This window comes from Chelatococcus sambhunathii, from assembly GCF_001418005.1.
Lineage (GTDB): Bacteria > Pseudomonadota > Alphaproteobacteria > Rhizobiales > Beijerinckiaceae > Chelatococcus_A > Chelatococcus_A sambhunathii.
The window spans coordinates 409,245-426,134 of the sequence record NZ_LIOL01000004.1 but is presented as its reverse complement, the minus strand read 5'-3'; the positions used below and the strand labels follow the sequence as shown (position 1 = coordinate 426,134).

The following is a 16,890-nucleotide window of genomic DNA, read 5'->3' as shown; positions in this document are numbered from 1 at the left end:
AATGGACCAATCGCACCGGCGTCGACTGGCACTACATCGCGCCGGGCAAGCCGCAACAGAACGGCTTCGTGGAGAGCTTCAACGGCAAGCTGCGCGACAAGTGTCTGAACGAGGAGGTCTTCGCCAATCTGGCCGAGGCCCGCGCCGTGATCGAGCGCTGGCGGCTCGACTACAACCACGTGCGCCCACACTCGGCGCACGGCGGGCTTACCCCCGAAGCCGTGCGGCTGAACCCCGCGGCCGGGCGGTTGCGCAACGTAATCAGCTCCACCGCCCGGCCGCTACCGCCGGCGATGGAGATCAGCTACCAAACCCCTGGGCTCTCACAATGAATGAGGGACCGGCGGGGGGCAGGTCAGATACGCACAATCTGGCGGAAGGCGCCGGCGCGGCGGCGCTCGCCGCCCTCCTCAAAGAACGTCGAATCATGCGCGGCAAGGAAGTTGCGGTCATCCTGTCCGGCGGCAATATCGACCGTGACCTCTATCTCGAGATGATGGCACGCCAACCAGTACGCTGAGATGCGAGCCGCGCCGCGGGCCGACGGCATCGAAGAGGAGCGGGTGAAGGCGGTCTGCCTGATCCTCCTCCCGCCCGGCGAGGACTGGTTGCAGCGGGCGCCTTCGGCGAGAATGATGACGATCGCTCGCCGCCCCTGGCGATGCCTGACGATGCCCTTGACGGGATGCCCCATGACGACACCTCGCTTTGCCCTCAACCACATGGCCGCGCCCCGGCGCGACCTCGCCGGCTTCGTCGCGCTGGCGTGCGAACTCGGCATCGACGCGGTGGAGATTCGCAACGATCTCGATGACACCGCCATTGCCGACGGCACGCCGCCCGGGGTCGTGCGCGCGACGGCGGAGGTGGCGGGCCTGACGATCCTCTCGATCAACGCCCTGCAGCGCTTCAACGACTGGACGCCGGCCCGGGCGGCCGAGGCGGCGGTGCTTGCCGACTACGCCGCCGCCTGTGGCGCCCGGGGCATCGTTCTGGTGCCCGTCTGCGACGGCACGCCAAAGAACCAGGAAAAGCTCGAACGGGCGCTTTCCGCCCTGAAGCCGATCCTCTTGCAGCGCAACCTCACGGGCCTCGTCGAGCCGCTCGGCTTCGCCTTCTCGTCGCTGCGGTCGAAGGCCGATGCTGCCGCCGCCATCGCAGCCGTGGGCGGGGAGGGGGTGTTCCGCCTGGTGCATGACACCTTCCACCATTACCTCGCGGGCGAGTCTCAGCTCTTCCCGGAGCTGACCGGCCTGGTTCACATCTCGGGCGTTGCGGATGACGCGGTTTCGGTCGCGGATATGCGCGATGGGCACCGGGAGCTCGTCGCCGCGGACGATCGGCTCGACAACGTCGGACAGATCGCGGCGCTCGTCGCGGGGGGCTATGCCGGGGCATTGTCCTTCGAGCCCTTTGCACCCGGCGTCCATGACCTTGCCGATCCAGCCGCCGCGTTGCGCGAGAGCATGGCCTTCATCGGGGACCGCCTCAACGGATGAGGACGGGGGCTGGGGCATGATCGGCCCGGCCCCTAGGGCGTACTCATCTCGACGAGGGTGCGTCCCCAGTCGCTGATGAAGCGTCGGCGCCGCTCGTGATCCTGCACGGCGAGCAGCGCCGGGCCGATGGCAATGGGGCGGGCGATGCCCGTGCGCACGATGGAGGAGGCCCCCTCGACGCCCGGCGGCATCTCGCCGCCCGCGCCGAAGAAGAAGGCCTCGCGCCGCGACACCTCCTGCCCGCGAGAGGAGAGGAGGTAGTTGACGAAGCGGGTGCCGGCGTCGGCGCGCGGCGCATGGGCGGGCACCATGGCGCCACGGCTGAGCACCAGGGTGTAGTCGGCAGGCATGACGATGCCAAGGTTGGCGCCGGCCCTCACGCGCGCATAAGCATATGATGCGAGCATGTTGTAGCCGATCGAGAGGCGGCCGGCTTCGAGCTCGTCGAGGATCTGACTTGTGCAGCAGCGGATCACCGCATGAGCGCGCCCGAGGCTCTCCAGCAAGCGGCCAAAGGTCGTCGTCGTCTCCTGGGAATCGTAGAAGGCGAGCAGGAAACCGATGCCCGATAGGCGGATATCGTAGGTGCCGACCTGGCCGGCATAGGTCTCTGGCTTGAGGCGCAGCAGGTCGGCGAGCTCGAGATGCGTCTTCGGGACGTCGCCCGCGGGCACCTTGCTGCGGTTGTAAACGAACACCACGGGCTCGAAGGTGAAGCCGAAGACGTCGCCGCGCCAGTTGGCCCAGCGCGGCGCCGCGGCCGTTTCGGGTGAGGCAATGCCGCGGGCGCAGCCGTCGTTGGCGAGCTTCACCAGATGGTCGACGGAGGAGGAGAGCAGCACGTCGCCCAGGGCCTTGCCCTGCCGGCAGGCCTCGGCCGCAGCGGCATAGAGGTCGTTGGTGACGTATTCGACGAATTCGATGCGGGTGTTGGGAAAAAGGGCCTGGAAGTCGCGGATCAGCGGCTCCATGGCCGACAGGTCGGTCGCGGCGTGGATCGACAACACCTCGATTTCCGCCGCCACCGCCGGGAAGGTCGTCGCCTCCTGCGCATGCGGCAGCGTGGCCGAGAACGGCACCGTCAAAATCGACAGGCAAAGCGTCGCGAGGCGATGACGCAGAATGGAATGGCGCTTCATGAGGCTCTTCCGGCAATGCGCATGACGACGGCGAAGCTGTTCTCGTTGTCACGGCGGAAGCCGAGACTGCCGCCGTGTGCGGCGAGCACGTCAGCGGCGATCGACAGCCCGAGGCCGGAGCCGCCGGGCGACGGGGCGCCGAAGCGCTCGACGACGCGCGGCCATAGCTCCGGCGCGATGCCCGGGCCATCATCCTCGACCTCGATCTCGACCGTGCCGTTCTCCTCGCGCAGGCGCACCGTCAGGCGCGTCGCGGCGCCGTGGCGCACGGCGTTGTCGATCACGTTCTTCACCGCCTCCTTCAGGCTGATGGCGTCACCGCGCACCTCGATGGGCTGCGGCGGCACCTCCAGCATGGTGAGGATATCGCGGTCGAGGGTATCAGGCACTGCCTCGCGGATGGCGCGGCGGACAGTCTCGGTGACGTCGACCGGGGCGAAGGGCACTGCACCGGCGCGATGGCTGATCATCGCATGGCTGAGCAACTGGCCGACGAGGCGCGACAACTGGTCGACCCGTTCCTCGACGCGCGCCAGATGCTGGCGCGCCTGCGGCTCTCCGAGATGGTGCGAGAGCAGGTCCACCTGAGATTTGAGGGCCGCCAGCGGTGTGCGGATCTGGTGGGCGGTGTCGGCGACGAATTGCTGCATCAGGTCCATGCGGCTCTTCAGGCGCGCGATGAAGGTGTTGATGGCGGACACGAAGGGTCGCAGTTCGCGCGGCGTGGCGACCGTTATGGGCGTGACGTCATGCGGGTCGCGCTCGCGCAGGACTGCGCCGACGCGCGCCATGGGTTTGAGCGCATGGCGGATGGCGAAGATGGTGCCGCCGAGGGCCAGCGTGCTCATGGCGAGGATCAGCCCCACGGCGCGCAGGGTGAGCTCGCGCGCGAGGGCTGTGCGCGCCTCGACGGTCTGAGCCACCACCACGTCGACGCGCCCCTGCACCGAGGGGTCGGCGAAGGCGCGCGATGCCCGGACAAGGCGCACCGGCGCGCCCATGAAGGTGCCGTTGCTGAGTGCCGGCCGGTCGGGTGCGGGGGGCTCGCTGCCGGGCAGCGGCAGATCGCCGTAGCCTGTCAGCGTGCGGCCGGAGGTGTCGACGATCCGATAGAAGATGCGGTCACGCTCGGACAGGGCGAGCAGTTCGAAGGCCGACATCGGCAACTCGACGGTCAGGGTACCGTCCTGCACATGCACTGCCTCGGCCATCTGGTAGGCGGCGCCGACGAGCAGCCGGTCGTAGGCCTCATTCGCCGCAGCCCTTGCGTAATACCAGGCGGCGGTGGTCAGCGCGGCCGCCCCGGTGGCGAGCACCATGGCGATGAGGACGATGAGGCGGGCGAACAGTGACGGTTCACGCCGGACCATCGGCCACCAGCTGATATCCGAAGCCGCGCACGGTGACGATCTGGGCCGAGGCGCCGTGCAGCTTCTTGCGCAGGCGGCCGATGTAGAGCTCGACGGCATTGGCCGACGGCGCTTCCTCGTCCCAGCCGAAGACCTGATCGAGCAGGTCGTCCTTACTGAACACGCGCCCCGGGCGGGTAGCGAGGATCTCGAGCAGTGTCACCTCGCGGCGCGTCAGATGAACCTCGCGCTGGCCGACGCGCACGGAACGGGCCGAGCGGTCGATGAAGATGTCGCCGCAGGCGAGCAGATTGGTGGCGTCGCCGTGGCGGCGGCGCATGAGGGCGCGCGCCCGGGCCTCGAGTTCGCGGAAGTCGAACGGCTTGACGAGGTAGTCGTCGGCCCCGATGTCGAGTGCGCTCACCCGGTCCTCGATCTCGGAGCGCGCCGTCAGCATCAGGACGGGTACCGTGCCGCCGGCATTGCGCAGCCGCTGCAGGACTGAGAAGCCGCTGCCGTCGGGCAGCATCACATCGAGGATGACGAGGTCGTAAAGCGCATCTTCGAGCGCCGCGACGGCGGCATCGACGCTCGTCTCCCAGTCCACAACGTGGCCGATGCGCGCAAAGCGCTCGATGATCGCCTCGGCGACGTCGCGCGTATCCTCGACCAGAAAGATGCGCATCCCTTCCGCTGCTCGCTGTGACAGGTGGATGACAGGTTTCGATCCTACCGTAACGGCCAAGCTCCGCACAAACAGAGCGTTACCTTGATTCCACAGGGAGGGAACCGATGAAGAAGATCCTCGTCAACGCGCTTGTCCTGGGCTTCGCCGGCTTCATGGCGGGTGCCGCCGTGGCCGCTCCGGAGAAGACGGAATGCCTGGCGGGCGCCAAGCCCGGTGGCGGCTTCGATCTGACCTGCCGTCTGGCCGGCAATGCGCTGCTCGCCGCCAAGCTGATCGACAAGCCGATGCCGGTGACCTACATGGAGGGCGGCGTCGGGGCCGTCGCCTACAATCATGTCGTCGGCAAGCGGTCGAGCGATCCGACGCTGATCACGGCGGCGTCGAGCGGCTCGGCCCTCCTTCTTGCGCAAGGCAAGTTCGGCCAGTACGACGAAAGCGCTGTGCGTTGGATCGGCGCGCTGGGCGCCGACTACGGCGTCATCGTCGTGGCCGCGGACTCGCCTTACAAGTCCCTGAAGGATCTCGTCGAGGCCTATGGCAAAGCGCCCGGCGATTTTCCCATCGGCGGCGGCGGCGCCGTCGGCAGTCAGGACTGGATGAAGGGCGCACTCGTGGCGAAGAGCGCCGGTCAGGATCCCAAGAAGATGCGCTATGTCGCCCTCGAAGGCGGCGGAGCGGTGCTGACTGCGCTCGAAGGCGGGCACATCAAGATCGCCGCCGGCGACGCGGCCGAAATGGCCAAGCATCATGCCGCCGGCAAGGTGCGCATCCTCGCCGTCATGGCGCCGGAGCGTCTGCCGGGCGATCTGAAGGACGTGGCAACCGCCCGCGAGCAGGGGCTCGACATCGACTGGGTGGTGTGGCGTGGTTTCTACACAGGCAAGAACATCACCGACGCGCAGTATCAGGATTGGGTCGAGACCTTCCGCAAGCTGTCGCAGACGCCCGAATTCGCGCAGGAGCGCGAGGCGCGCGGCCTCTACCCCTACACGGTCCTCGGCGCCGATTTCGAGCGTGACGTCAAGAAGGACGTGGAGCGCTTCAAGGCGCTGGCGGCCGAAGCCGGCCTCTGATCGCCAGTTCACCACGTGGCGGCCTTCCCGCAAGGGGGCCGCCCTTTTCACATCGGGATGAAGCCCATGACCTCTTCGACCGGTCCTCGCGGGGCGGGCAGGAGCGATCGCGTCGGCGCCATCGTCCTCCTGGTCTTCGCTCTCCTCTACGGCTTCGAGGCGAGCCGCATCGCCTATTCGTTCTCGTCGGATCCCCTCGGGCCGCGGGTCTTCCCAATGATGCTGGCAGGAGCGCTGGCGCTCCTGTCGGTGATCTATCTCCTCAGACCGGGTGGGGCCGAGCCGTGGCCGCAGGGCCGGCTGCTCGCCCAGTCGCTCGCCATCCCGGGCCTGGTGCTCGCCGCCGCGCTGCTGCTGGAACCGCTGGGTTTTGCTGTCGCCGTCACGATCCTGGTGACGGGTGTCGGCCGCCTCTTCGGGGCCTCATGGCGCCTTGCCATTCTCGGCGGCCTCGCGCAGGCGGCGCTGTGGTTCGCCGTCTTCCGCTATCTGCTCGAGGTCTATCTGCCGGGCGGTGCCGTCTTCGGCATGTGAGTTGAAGGAGTGCGAAGATGGATCTGAGCTATCTCTGGGCAGGCTTCTCTGTCGCCCTCAGCCCGCTTAACCTCGCCATCGGCTTTACCGGCTGCTTCCTCGGCACGCTGATCGGGGCTCTGCCGGCCATCGGGCCGATCAACGGCATCGCCCTGCTTCTGCCCATCGCCTATACCATGGGTCTGCCGCCCGAGAGCACGATGATCCTGCTCGCCGGTATCTATATGGGCGCCGAATACGGCGGGCGCATCTCGTCGATCCTGCTCAACGTGCCGGGGGATGCCGGCGCTGTGATGACGGCGCTCGACGGCAACCCGCTCGCTCGCCAGGGCCGGGCTGGCGAGGCCCTGATGATCAGCGGCCTCGCTTCCTTCGTCGGTGGCACGCTCGGCGTCGTGGGCCTGACCTTCTTCGCGCCGCTGCTCAGCACGCTCGCCATCGGCTTCGGCCCGGCCGAATATTTCGTGCTCATGATTTTTGCCTTTGCCACCCTCGGCTCCATGGTGGGCAGCCAGCCGGTCAAGACGCTGATCGGCTGCGTCATCGGCCTGATGCTGGCGACCGTCGGGCTCGACGCGACCTCGGGCGCCTACCGCTTCACTTTCAACGAGCCGGAGCTCGGCGACGGCATCGAGTTCGTCGTACTGGTGATCGGGCTGTTCTCCATCTCGGAGGCGATGTTCATGCTCGAGCACCAGGCGAAGGGCGGCAGCGTCATCAAGGTCGCCGGCCGCACCTTCGCCCGCTGGGCCGACATCGTGCGCTGCATCGGCCCGGCGCTGCGCAGCTCGGTCATCGGCTTCACCGTCGGCGTCCTGCCGGGCACCGGCGCCTCCGTCGCCAGCGCCGTCTCCTACACCACGGAGAAGCGCCTCTCGGACCGGGAGGGCACCTTCGGCAAGGGTGACGTGCGCGGCCTCGCCGCGCCGGAAGCAGCCAACAACGCGACGGCGGCGGGCGCCTTCGTGCCGATGCTGACGCTCGGCGTGCCGGGCAGCGGCACCACGGCGGTGATGCTCGGCGCGCTCATGCTCTACAACATCCAGCCCGGGCCACAGCTCTTCGCCGAGCGGCCGGAGCTGATCGGCGGTCTCATCGCCTCGCTCTACATCGGCAACATCCTGCTGCTCATCCTCAACCTGCCGCTGGTGCGCGTCTTCTCGCGGGTGTTGCAGTTGCCGAACTGGGTTCTGGTGCCGGGCATCCTCGTCTTGTCGATCGTCGGCGTCTATTCGACCCACGCCAGCGTGCTCGCCGTCGTGATGATGCTCGGCATCGGGATTGTCGGCTGGCTGCTGCGCAAGCTCGGCTTCGACATGGCGCCCATCATCCTCGGCTTCGTCCTTGGGCGTGTGATGGAGGTGAACCTGCGCAACGCCCTTGCCATCAGCGGCGGCGACCTGTCGATCCTGTTCCAGAGCACCATTTCCATCGTGCTGTGGATCATGGCCGCGGCCATGGCGGTGCTGCCCTTCGCCATCGGCCGCCTCGCCCGGCGCGCGGCCGCACCGTCGCCGCAGGTCTCCTAGAGGGCGGGCGCTATCGCCGGATCACGCCCGAGCCTGGCGGAAGGAGCCATCTTCGCCGGCCCGGGCGTGGCCTCAAAGGCAACCTTGCCCAGGCGCTCGAGCAGCCGATGCGTGCGCTCGATCCGGATCGCGCCGTCGCGATGACGGAGCGCGGCCACGGCCGCGGGAAGCCGCTCGCCAGAGCAACCTGCCTTTGGACGATGCAGCGGTCGCCTGTTCCTTGCCGGCGACCTCCTGCGCCATCAGGGCGTGGCGCGCGTTCTGAGCCTGCATCCGGCAGGATTGGTGTCCATCACGCCACCGCAGGTTTCTCGCGGCGGCGCAGAAGGGCGGCGAGGGCCGCGAGGCACAGCGTGCCGACGATGAGGAGGAGCGCGGCCGCCGCCACCGTCGGGCTGATGTTCTCGCGGATGCTCGAGAACATCTGCCGCGCCAGGGTGCGCTGGTTGGGGCCCGCCACGAAGAGCGTGATCACCACCTCGTCGAGGGAGGTGGCGAAGGCGAAGACGGCGCCGGACACGACGCCCGGCACTGCAAGCGGCAGGGTGACGCGGCGGAAGACCGTGATGGGCGGCGCGCCCAGGCTCATGGCCGCCTTCTCGACCGCCGGATCAATGCCCTGCAGCGCCGCCGAGACGCTCACCACGACGAAGGGCACGCAGAGCACCGCATGGGCGATGATGACGCCCGGATAGGTGCTGGCGAGGCCGAGACGGACGAGGAAGATCTGCATGCCGACGCCGAGGACGACGGCGGGAACGACCATGGGCAGGAGGAAGAGCGTCCTCAGGAGGCCGGCGAGGGGCAGGGCGTTGCCGCGCAGGCCGAGCGCCGCGAGCGTGCCGAGCACGGTCGAGAGAAGGGTCGCGCCGCCGCCGACGATCAGGCTGTTGATGATGGACAGGCGCCACACATCGGCGGTCACGAGTTCCTCGAACCACCGCAGCGAATAGGAGGGGATGGGGTAGGTGAGGAACACGCTCGACGTGAAGGCGAGCGGCAGGATGGCGATGATCGGCAGGATCAGGAAGGCGACGACGAGACTGCCGAAGACGATCTGGAGCGCGCGCAGCATGGCTCAGGCCCCCGGCAGTTGCGGCGAGCGCGAAAGCCGCCCGTAGACGAGGTAGAGCAGCAGCGTGACCGCGAGCAGGATGAGGCCGAGAGCCCCCGCCATGCCCCAGTTGGCGGTGCCGAGCGCATAGAAGGCGATGACCGAGGAGATCATCTGGTCGTTGGCGCCGCCGACGAGCGCGGGCGTGATGTAGTAGCCGATGGCCACCATGAAGACGAGCAGGCAGCCCGACATCAGGCCCGGCATGGCGAGCGGCAGCAGTACGCGCCAGAAGGCGCGGATCGGCCCCGCCCCGAGCGAGGCGGCCGCCGGCATCAGGTTGCGCGGCACGGCGATGAGAACGCTGTAGATGGGCAGCACCATGAACGGCAGCAGGACGTGCGTCATGGCGATGATGACGCCGAGCCGGTTGAAGATGAGCGGCAGCGGCGCGTCGATGAGGCCGAGCGCGGCGAGCGCGCGGTTGATGAGGCCCTCCTGCTGCAGCAGGATGAACCAGGCTGCGGTGCGCACGAGAAGCGAGGTCCAGAGTGGCAGCAGCACGGCGAGCAGCAGGAGGGCGCGCATGACGCCGCTCGCGGCGGCGGCTAGCATTGCATAGGGCAGGCCGATCGCCGCGCAGGCGAGCGTCACCGAGCCGGCAATCACGAAGGTCCGCAGCATGATGATGCGGTTTGCCGCCGCCCCCGGCTCCTCCGCGACGATGCTGCCGCCGGCGTCGCGCCTGAGGTCGAGCGCAGCGAGCAGATTGCGGTCGGTATAGGGGGGCACAGCCTCCTTGATAGCGCGCCAGAAGCGGGGCTCGCTCCAGCGCGGGTCGATGGTGGAAAGATCGAGCGTGGCCGGGTCCGACGCCTCGCGCGCTGCCGTCACGGTGCGGGTGAGAAGGGTACGAAAGCCGGAGACGGCGCTGTTCAGCCGGCGCACTGCCTCGCCGAGGGCCTGCTGGTCCTGCACCGTCCGCAGGTCTTCCGCGAGCGCGCCATGCACGGCCGGCGGCGGCAGGTCGCTTCCGTCCCAGTCGGCCATGGCGGCGGCGGTGCGCGGCAGCACCTTCGTCACCGCGTCGTCGACCACGGACGCGGTCACCATGGTCCACAGCGGCCAGACGAAGAAGAGGGCGAGGAAGAGGATGAGCGGCGCGACGAGCGCGAAGGCCCGCGACCTGTCCCGGACAGAGGCGCGGCTCATGAAGCGAGCACCGTACAGTCCTGCGGGTCGAAGGAGGCGACGGCCTCGGTGCCCACCGCCCAGTCGCCAGCCAGGCGCTCGGCCCGCGCCACAAGCTCGAGCGGCCCGCTTTTCAGCACGAGGCGCATGTGATCGCCGTGGTAGATGCAGTCGGCGACGGTAACGGGTAGGGCATTGGCCGCGGCCGGCTCCTTGCCGAGCCGGATCCGTTCAGGGCGCAGCGACAGCGACACATCCCGGCCGGCGGAGACCTCTCCCGAAACGTTGAGCGCAGCCTCGCCCACGCGCACCACGGCCTGCTGCGCCCCGGCCTCCACGACCTTGCCCTCGACGAGATTGGTCTCGCCGATGAACTCGGCCACGAAGCGGGTGCGCGGGCGGTCGTAGACCGCCTGCGGCGTGTCGATCTGCTCGACCTTGCCGGCGTTGAAGACGGCGATGCGGTCCGACATCGTCAGCGCCTCCGACTGGTCGTGGGTGACGAAGACGATGGTGAGCCCGAGGCGCCGGTGCAGGTCGCGGATCTCGAGCTGCATGTGCTCGCGCAATTGCTTGTCGAGGGCGCCGAGTGGCTCGTCCATGAGGATGACGTCCGGCTCGAAGACGAGGGCGCGGGTCAGCGCCACCCGCTGCTGCTGCCCGCCGGACAGCTGCGACGGCTTGCGGTCCTTGAGGGGGCTGAGCCGCACCATGTCGAGCGCCCGCTCGACGCGCCGGGTGATCTCGGCGCGCGGCACGCGCTGCATCTCGAGCGGGAAGGCGACGTTCTCCGCCACGGTCATGTGCGGGAAGAGGGCGTAGTTCTGGAACACCACACCCATCTGCCGGCGATGGGGCGGCAGATGGGTGATGGGCCTGTCCGCAAGGAGGATGCTCCCGCTGCTCGGGCGCTCGAAGCCCGCGAGCATCATCAGGATGGTGGTCTTGCCGGAGCCGGAGGGGCCGAGAAGGCTGAGGAACTCGCCCTTGGCGATCTCGAGATCGAGGTGATCGACGACCGTGACAGCTCCGAATTTCTTGGTGACATCTTGAAACGCGATGAAGGCGCCCATTGCTCCGCCCATGCCGTAGGCCCGGCGGCACGCGAAGCATGCGGCCGAGGCCGGACGAAAAGGAAATCCGGGCCGGACGGCGGCGCCCGCCCCGGATCGGTCAGCCGGCTGCCGCCCTCACTGGGCCAGCCAGGCGTTGAAGCGCTTGTTGAGTTCCTCGATGTTGTCCACCCAGAAGTCGGCATCGAGCGGGATCGCCCCGGCGAGGTTGTCCGGCGCGGTCGGCAGGTCCGCCTGGAGATTGGCCGGTACGGCGCCGGCCGCTTCCTTGTTGGGCAGCCCGTAGGCGATATATTCGGGCAGCTTCACCTGGTTCTCGGGCGCGCTCGCGAAGGCGATGAAGTCCATTGCGGCGTCCTTGTTGGGGCTGTTCTTAAGGATCACCCAGCTGTCAATGGCGTAGATGCTGCCCGGCCAGACGACCTTGAAGTTCTTGCCCTCGGCCTTGTTGATGCCGGAGATGCGGCCGTTGTAGGCGCTCGTCATCACCACCTCGCCGGAGGCGAGGAGTTGCAGCGGCTGGGCGCCCGATTCCCACCACACGATATGGGGCTTCAAGGCGTCGAGCTTCTTGAAGGCGCGGTCCACCCCGGCGGGCGTCGCGAGCTCCTTGTAGACATCGGCCGGGGCGACGCCGTCCGCCATGAGCGCGAATTCGAGCGCGTATTTCGGCCCGCGCCTGAGGCCGCGCTTGCCGGGAAACTTCTGAACGTCCCAGAAGTCGGCCCAGGAGGCCGGCGCCTCCTTCAGCTTGTCCGCGTCATAGCTGAGCGCCGTGCTCCAAACGATGGCGCCGACACCGCAGTCGCTCACGGCGGCCGGCAGGAACTTGTCCTTTCCGCCGAGTTTGTCCCAGTCAAGCTGTTCGTAGAAACCGTCGGCACAGCCGAGAGCGAGTTCCTCAGATTCCACCTGCACGACGTCCCAGTTCGGCACGCCGGCCTTGACCTTGGCGGCGATGACGCCGATGCCGCCGTCCCAGCTCTCGTCGAGCAGCGGCTTTCCGCTCTGCTTCGCGAAGGGCTCGAAATAGATCTTGCGCTGGGCGTCCTGGTAGTTGCCGCCCCAGGACACAACCGTGAGGTCGCGCGCCTCGGCCCCGATAATCCCCCATGCGCCGACGACGGCCGACAGGCAGCCGACGAGCGCGAATGTCCTCACCGATCGCATGACTTTCCCCTCTGTTGTTATCCCCGAAGGCAAGCATATTTCGGGGGACTTGAAAGCTCTCGACCGTCCGGCGGTGACGATAATCACCACGTTGGTGCAACCGGTCAACAGCAAGGCAATTCTAATAGGTCGGCGGCGTGACGGCGCTCACGATCTCGCTCTCGCCGTCCGAGACGTTGCGGAAGCGGTGCGGCAGGCGGCTGTCGAAATAATAGCCGTCGCCCCGGTGCAGCACGCGGCTCTCGCCGCCTACCGTGAGCTCCACGGCGCCGCGCGTCACCATGCCGGCCTCCTGGGCGGAGTGGGCGAAGGCCTCGCCCGAATCCGCCCCGCGGGCATAGGTCTCGTGCAGCATCAGGATCTGCCGGTTGGGGTGGTTGATGCCCACCATGCGATAGGAAACGGTCGCGGCCTTGCCGATCTCGATCCATTCGTGCGCGGCGTAGAAGGGAGAGTGCGGAACGCTGGAGTAAAGGTCCGCGAAGAAGCCCGGCAGCGTCGTGCCGAGCGCATCGAGGATGGCGCTCAGCGTGTCGACCGACGGGCTCATGCGGTCGCGCTCGATGAGCGAGATGGCCGAATGGGAGATGCCCGAGCGCAGCGCGAGCTCGCGCACGCTCAGGTCGCGTCGGCGGCGCAGCTCCTTCAGGTGCGATCCGATCTGCGGCATGGCGGCTCCGGTTGCAACGGGCCCGGCGAGCCTAAGAGTGTTCAGAATCCTGAACAAGGCCCCTCGGGGCCGTTGAGTAAGGGTCAGCCTTCCCGGATGGTCGCGCAAGCCAGTTGCGAGAGGTGAGCGATGCCCGACCTGCCGTCAGAACTCCGTGCGAACTTGGTTCACGTGAAGGCGCCCAAGCAGGCCGAGGGGCCGGACGGGCGCGCCGTGGAGGCGACCGTCCGGCAGGTCCTCCATGCGGTGCGCATGCAAGGCGACGCGGCGCTGCGCATCTATTCCGCGCGTTTCGACGGCATGGTGCCAGAGCGTTTCGAGGTGAGCGGCGCCGAGCGCGCCGAGGCGCTTGCCAACCTCGACCCGCAGACCCGCAATGACACGGAATTCGCCATCGAGCGCGTGCGTGCTTTCGCCGAGGCCCAACTCGCTACCTTGCTGCCGCTCGAGGTGGAGGCGCTGCCGGGCCTTCACCTCGGCCATCGCGTCATCCCCATCCGGCGGATCGGGGCTTATGTGCCGGGCGGGCGCTATCCTCTCCTGTCGGCACCCATCATGACGATCGTGCCGGCCAAGGTCGCGGGTTGTGCCGAGGTCATCGCCTGCCTGCCGCCCACGGCCCATCCCGCCATGATCGCCGGCTGTCATCTCTCCGGGGCGGATCGCATCTTCCGCGTGGGCGGGGCCCAGGCGATCGCCGCCATGGCCTTCGGCACCGAGACGATCCCGGCGGTCGACAAGATCGTCGGCCCCGGCAATGCCTATGTGAACGAAGCCAAACGCCAGGTTTTCGGCGCCGTCGGCATCGACCAGCTCGCCGGTCCGAGCGAGATCTACGTGCTCGCCGACGAGACGGGCGATCCCGCCATGATCGCCACCGATCTCCTCGCCCAGGCTGAGCATGACGTACACACGCGCGTCGGCCTCATCACGACCTCGCGCGAGCTCGCCGACGCCGTGCTTGCCGAGGTCGAGCGTCAGCTTGCGGACCTGCCGACCGCCGCCGTCGCCGGCCCTGCCTGGCGCGACAACGGCGAGATCGCCGTGGCCGCCAGTGAAGAAGCGATGATCGCCTATTCCGACATCATCGCCGCGGAGCACCTTCAGGTGCATACGGCCGATCCGCACGCCACCGCGAAGAAGCTCTCCAACTACGGCTCGCTCTTCATCGGGCCGCTTGCGAGCGTCGTCTATTCGGACAAGTGCTGCGGCACCAACCACACGCTGCCGACGATGGGTGCCGGGCGCTACACAGGCGGGCTCTGGGTTGGCTCCTATGTCAAGGTCGCCACCCACCAATGGCTGGACGCGCGCGGCGTCATGGCCGTCGCGCCGCCCGCCTGCCGCCAGAGTCGCAGCGAAGGCCTCGAAGGTCATCGCCGGGCGGCGGCCCTGCGCCTCAACATGATCGAGGGGACGGCAGGCTAAGGCCTGTTCGCTATGGGCGCCCGATGAAGGGCGCGTAATGGCCGGGATTGTTGCGGATTTCCTGCGCGGCGAGCCGTCGCAACCCGGCCACGGCCCCATCCGAGACTGCCCCGTTCTGGTTCATGCTCGCCAGCGCGGCGCGGAAGAGACAATCGCCATCCCCTTGGATCCGGTGCAGTTTGCCCGCGATATAGGCATCGTAGTGGCCGGGCGAATAGACGAGTTCGACGGCGGGGCCCGACACTGGGCCATGCGGGACCACGGACAGGCTCTTTCCGCTCGCGGGATAGTCGCGCAGCACAAGTTCCCGACCCAATGCATTGGCAATCGCCGTCGGCGCATAGTCGCCGGCTGCCGCGTTCCAGTTGCCTGGCACCTCGAGGAAGTCGGCGATCTGCGTGACCGCTGGAAGGGCTCCTCCGTCCGCCGGGCGGACGCCGGCTACGGGCGTGGAATCGGCGGCGTACCGGCGCGCGTCCGCCAGGGGGCGAGGCAACGGCTTGGGGCCACGCAGCCGCGTCCAGTCGGCCGGAATGCTGCCGCGGACGAAGAAGACTTCGTCCTCCCACTGGTTGGTGACGGTCAGCCCCACTGCCTTCGCCAGGACCTGCTTGGAGAGTTTGCCGTCCCGGACCAGCCTGGGGCCATCGTTCTTCAGGATGTCCTCGATCGTCCGGAAATCCCGCGGGCTCGGCCTGGTGTCGACGACCCACACCTTCGCGTCGGGCCTGCCGCGCGCAAAATACTCGGCCGTCGACTCGGTCATCGTAAGGGAGGGCACCTTGCCGTGCTCGGCGCCGCTATAGCTCCCGGCGTGCTCGATGATGGCGGCCAGGTATCGGTCCTGTGCATCCTCTCCGCTCCAGTCGAACGTGCTCGTGATGCCCGATCCGGTCTGTCCCCTGTAGAGCCTGTCGGGGATGGGCCTGTTCGCTCGCCGGTCGATGATGCGGGCGATCTCGTCGGCGCTCAGCACGCGGCCGCTGCCTTGGCGTATCCGCCCGGCTGTCTCATAGGTCTCCCGCAGGATGCGAGCGGGATCCGCTCGGCGCGCTCCCGGCGCCGTCGAGCCGGGCGCCGCGCCGCTCCCGCCGGTGCGCAACCTGACAAAATACCTTTGACCGCGCTTCGTCACCTCGATCCGGCGCCGCAGGTGCTGCTCCATGTCGATGACGGGCGATGCCATTCCCTTCGCCTTTGCCAAGGCGTCTCGCGTGTCGGCGAGCCGCCCCGCCCGGGCGGCGTCCACGACCGGATCGGCTTTCCCGATCCTGCCCGCCGCCGTCTTCACCCCCTTGGCCCCCTTTCCAATCTGGGTCAGGGCGTCCGCCTGGGTGCCGATCGTCCTGGCCACCGTCGCGGGCAGGCGCAGCTTGCCCGCCATCTCGAGGACGGGTGGGGCGGCATCCAGGGCACCGAGGGCGACCGCGGTCTTGTGGTTCCCCTGCTGCCATTCGCGCACTGGGTCATAGCCGGGAATGGTGCCGCCGCGCGCGGCGTGGACCAACTGCTCGTATGTCGTTTCAGCGAAAGCCTCGTTCTTCAGCGGCAGCAGCAGATCCTCGAAGATGCGCAGGCTGCTGGCGGCGACGGCCTCGCGCAGGGTGATGCCGCTGTCGACCTCCTTGAGGACGTAGTCGGTCAGCGGATCCAGGGGGGGCACAGGCTTCTCGAAGAACTGGCACATATGGCCCGAGAGCCAGCTTTTCTGGCCTGCATGGTCTGCGGGCATGCGCAGGATCAGGGCAGGATCACCCGGCACAACGGCAAGGAACAACGGCTCGGCGTCGGCCGCGACCTTCAGGACATATCCTCGCGAGGCGTGTTCGACGGAAACGCCAGGCCTCAGCCCGCCGTGCTCCCAACCTATCCGTTTCACGTCAAAGGACAGCACGGACGCCTGCGTCCTTTCGACATCCATTCCCGCCGCCGACAGCGTGTCCATGATCCTGGCGGTAGCATTGGCGGCTTGCTCGACGATATGCTCCGAGAATTCTTCCTCGAAGCGGCTGTCGAGGTCGGGGAGATTCTTCAGCTCCGGCGGAAAATCGCGGCTGAAGAAGGGCAGGGCCTGGATCTGCGCCTGCATGTAAAGGTCGACGAGGCGGTGCTTGCCTCTGATGGCGGCCCCGCCGATTCCGACGATGACGGGATCAGAAAAGGTGTATTCCTTTTCCGGGTCGAAGCCGGCCCGCTGCAGGATCGCGAGCGCGACACCCAGCCGCGTCGGCATGTTCTGCCGTGCGTCGGCGAGCAGGTTCGCGCGGCCGCAGCGCGCTGCGTCGGAGCCATGCCGGTCGCTGCGGCGCGACCGCGCGAGAGGCGTTGCGATGGCTGGTTGCTCCGGTGGTAGCTCCTCCTCGCAGGGCGGTGTGCATCGCAAGTCGGGAAACATCACCGCCATCTGCTGCTGCGCTTCTGCGATCATCCTCTCCGTCCTTGCCACCGTTGCCGCACAGGGGGGATAGAATGCAGGCGATCCGTTGCGGTACC

15 protein-coding genes and 1 pseudogene are annotated in these 16,890 nt (G+C 68.0%); 7 read left to right on the top strand and 9 right to left on the bottom strand.

The window, feature by feature from the left end; translation table 11 throughout:
- From ASC46_RS11105 to ASC46_RS11095, 3 genes and pseudogenes are all read left to right on the top strand, one after another.
- The coding region (locus ASC46_RS11105; RefSeq protein ID WP_245280527.1) for an integrase core domain-containing protein at nucleotides 1–332 on the top strand (332 nt) is incomplete at its 5' end.
- A gap of 23 nt (nucleotides 333–355) precedes the next feature.
- Nucleotides 356–520 (top strand): annotated as a pseudogene (locus ASC46_RS21940) (threonine dehydratase); the annotation flags it as partial.
- Between the two features lie 172 nt (nucleotides 521–692).
- The gene (locus ASC46_RS11095; RefSeq protein WP_055459356.1) at nucleotides 693–1,499 is read left to right on the top strand and encodes a TIM barrel protein; all 807 of its coding nucleotides are present in this window, start codon (nucleotides 693–695) and stop codon (nucleotides 1,497–1,499) included.
- 32 nt (nucleotides 1,500–1,531) lie between these two features.
- Here the strand turns inward: ASC46_RS11095 and ASC46_RS11090 are convergent, their stop codons facing one another.
- From ASC46_RS11090 to ASC46_RS11080, 3 genes are read right to left on the bottom strand one after another with little or no spacing between them, the layout of a single operon-like run.
- Nucleotides 1,532–2,638: an ABC transporter substrate-binding protein gene (locus tag ASC46_RS11090; protein WP_055459355.1), complete on the bottom strand. Its 1,107-nt coding sequence runs from the start codon at nucleotides 2,636–2,638 to the stop codon at nucleotides 1,532–1,534.
- On the bottom strand, nucleotides 2,635–4,008 hold the full coding sequence (locus ASC46_RS11085; RefSeq protein ID WP_055459354.1) for a sensor histidine kinase: 1,374 nt from the start codon (nucleotides 4,006–4,008) through the stop codon (nucleotides 2,635–2,637). The genes ASC46_RS11090 and ASC46_RS11085 overlap by 4 nt, the downstream gene beginning before the upstream one ends.
- A complete protein-coding gene (locus ASC46_RS11080; RefSeq protein WP_055459353.1) occupies nucleotides 3,995–4,672 on the bottom strand; it encodes a response regulator transcription factor in 678 nt (225 codons plus the stop codon). Before ASC46_RS11080 ends, ASC46_RS11085 begins: the two co-directional genes overlap by 14 nt.
- A 107-nt stretch (nucleotides 4,673–4,779) precedes the next feature.
- Here ASC46_RS11080 and ASC46_RS11075 point away from each other — a divergent pair, with 107 nt between their 5' ends.
- The 3 genes from ASC46_RS11075 to ASC46_RS11065 all read left to right on the top strand — a co-directional run bounded on the left by ASC46_RS11075 (nucleotide 4,780) and on the right by ASC46_RS11065 (nucleotide 7,811).
- Complete coding sequence (locus ASC46_RS11075; RefSeq protein ID WP_055459352.1) at nucleotides 4,780–5,748, top strand: Bug family tripartite tricarboxylate transporter substrate binding protein; 969 nt, start codon at nucleotides 4,780–4,782, stop codon at nucleotides 5,746–5,748.
- 66 nt (nucleotides 5,749–5,814) lie between these two features.
- Nucleotides 5,815–6,282, top strand: a complete 468-nt coding sequence (locus ASC46_RS11070) for a tripartite tricarboxylate transporter TctB family protein (protein WP_245280526.1) — start codon at nucleotides 5,815–5,817, stop codon at nucleotides 6,280–6,282.
- A gap of 17 nt (nucleotides 6,283–6,299) precedes the next feature.
- On the top strand, nucleotides 6,300–7,811 hold the full coding sequence (locus ASC46_RS11065; RefSeq protein ID WP_055459350.1) for a tripartite tricarboxylate transporter permease: 1,512 nt from the start codon (nucleotides 6,300–6,302) through the stop codon (nucleotides 7,809–7,811).
- 292 nt (nucleotides 7,812–8,103) lie between these two features.
- On the opposite strand, the gene ASC46_RS11060 is transcribed toward ASC46_RS11065, so the two are convergent.
- From ASC46_RS11060 to ASC46_RS11040, 5 genes are all read right to left on the bottom strand, one after another.
- A complete protein-coding gene (locus tag ASC46_RS11060; RefSeq protein ID WP_055459349.1) occupies nucleotides 8,104–8,886 on the bottom strand; it encodes an ABC transporter permease in 783 nt (260 codons plus the stop codon).
- Nucleotides 8,887–8,889: 3 nt separating this feature from the next.
- On the bottom strand, nucleotides 8,890–10,077 hold the full coding sequence (locus ASC46_RS11055; protein ID WP_055459348.1) for an ABC transporter permease: 1,188 nt from the start codon (nucleotides 10,075–10,077) through the stop codon (nucleotides 8,890–8,892).
- Nucleotides 10,074–11,129, bottom strand: a complete 1,056-nt coding sequence (locus ASC46_RS11050) for an ABC transporter ATP-binding protein (RefSeq protein WP_055459347.1) — start codon at nucleotides 11,127–11,129, stop codon at nucleotides 10,074–10,076. The genes ASC46_RS11055 and ASC46_RS11050 overlap by 4 nt, the downstream gene beginning before the upstream one ends.
- Before the next feature lie 117 nt (nucleotides 11,130–11,246).
- Nucleotides 11,247–12,299, bottom strand: coding sequence for an ABC transporter substrate-binding protein (locus ASC46_RS11045; protein ID WP_055459346.1), 1,053 nt, complete (start codon nucleotides 12,297–12,299; stop codon nucleotides 11,247–11,249).
- A 121-nt stretch (nucleotides 12,300–12,420) separates the two neighbouring features.
- Nucleotides 12,421–12,969 (bottom strand): cupin domain-containing protein, encoded by a 549-nt coding sequence (locus ASC46_RS11040; protein ID WP_055459345.1) that lies wholly within the window; start codon nucleotides 12,967–12,969, stop codon nucleotides 12,421–12,423.
- Nucleotides 12,970–13,131: 162 nt separating this feature from the next.
- On the opposite strand from ASC46_RS11040, the gene hisD reads away from it, so the two are divergent.
- Nucleotides 13,132–14,397 carry a histidinol dehydrogenase gene (hisD, locus tag ASC46_RS11035; protein ID WP_425349120.1) on the top strand — a complete coding sequence of 422 codons (1,266 nt, stop codon included), beginning with the start codon at nucleotides 13,132–13,134 and terminating at the stop codon, nucleotides 14,395–14,397.
- A gap of 10 nt (nucleotides 14,398–14,407) precedes the next feature.
- Here hisD and ASC46_RS11030 read toward each other — a convergent pair whose 3' ends face one another.
- Nucleotides 14,408–16,825 (bottom strand): OTU domain-containing protein, encoded by a 2,418-nt coding sequence (locus ASC46_RS11030; protein ID WP_055459343.1) that lies wholly within the window; start codon nucleotides 16,823–16,825, stop codon nucleotides 14,408–14,410.
- Between the last annotated feature and the right edge of the window lie 65 nt (nucleotides 16,826–16,890).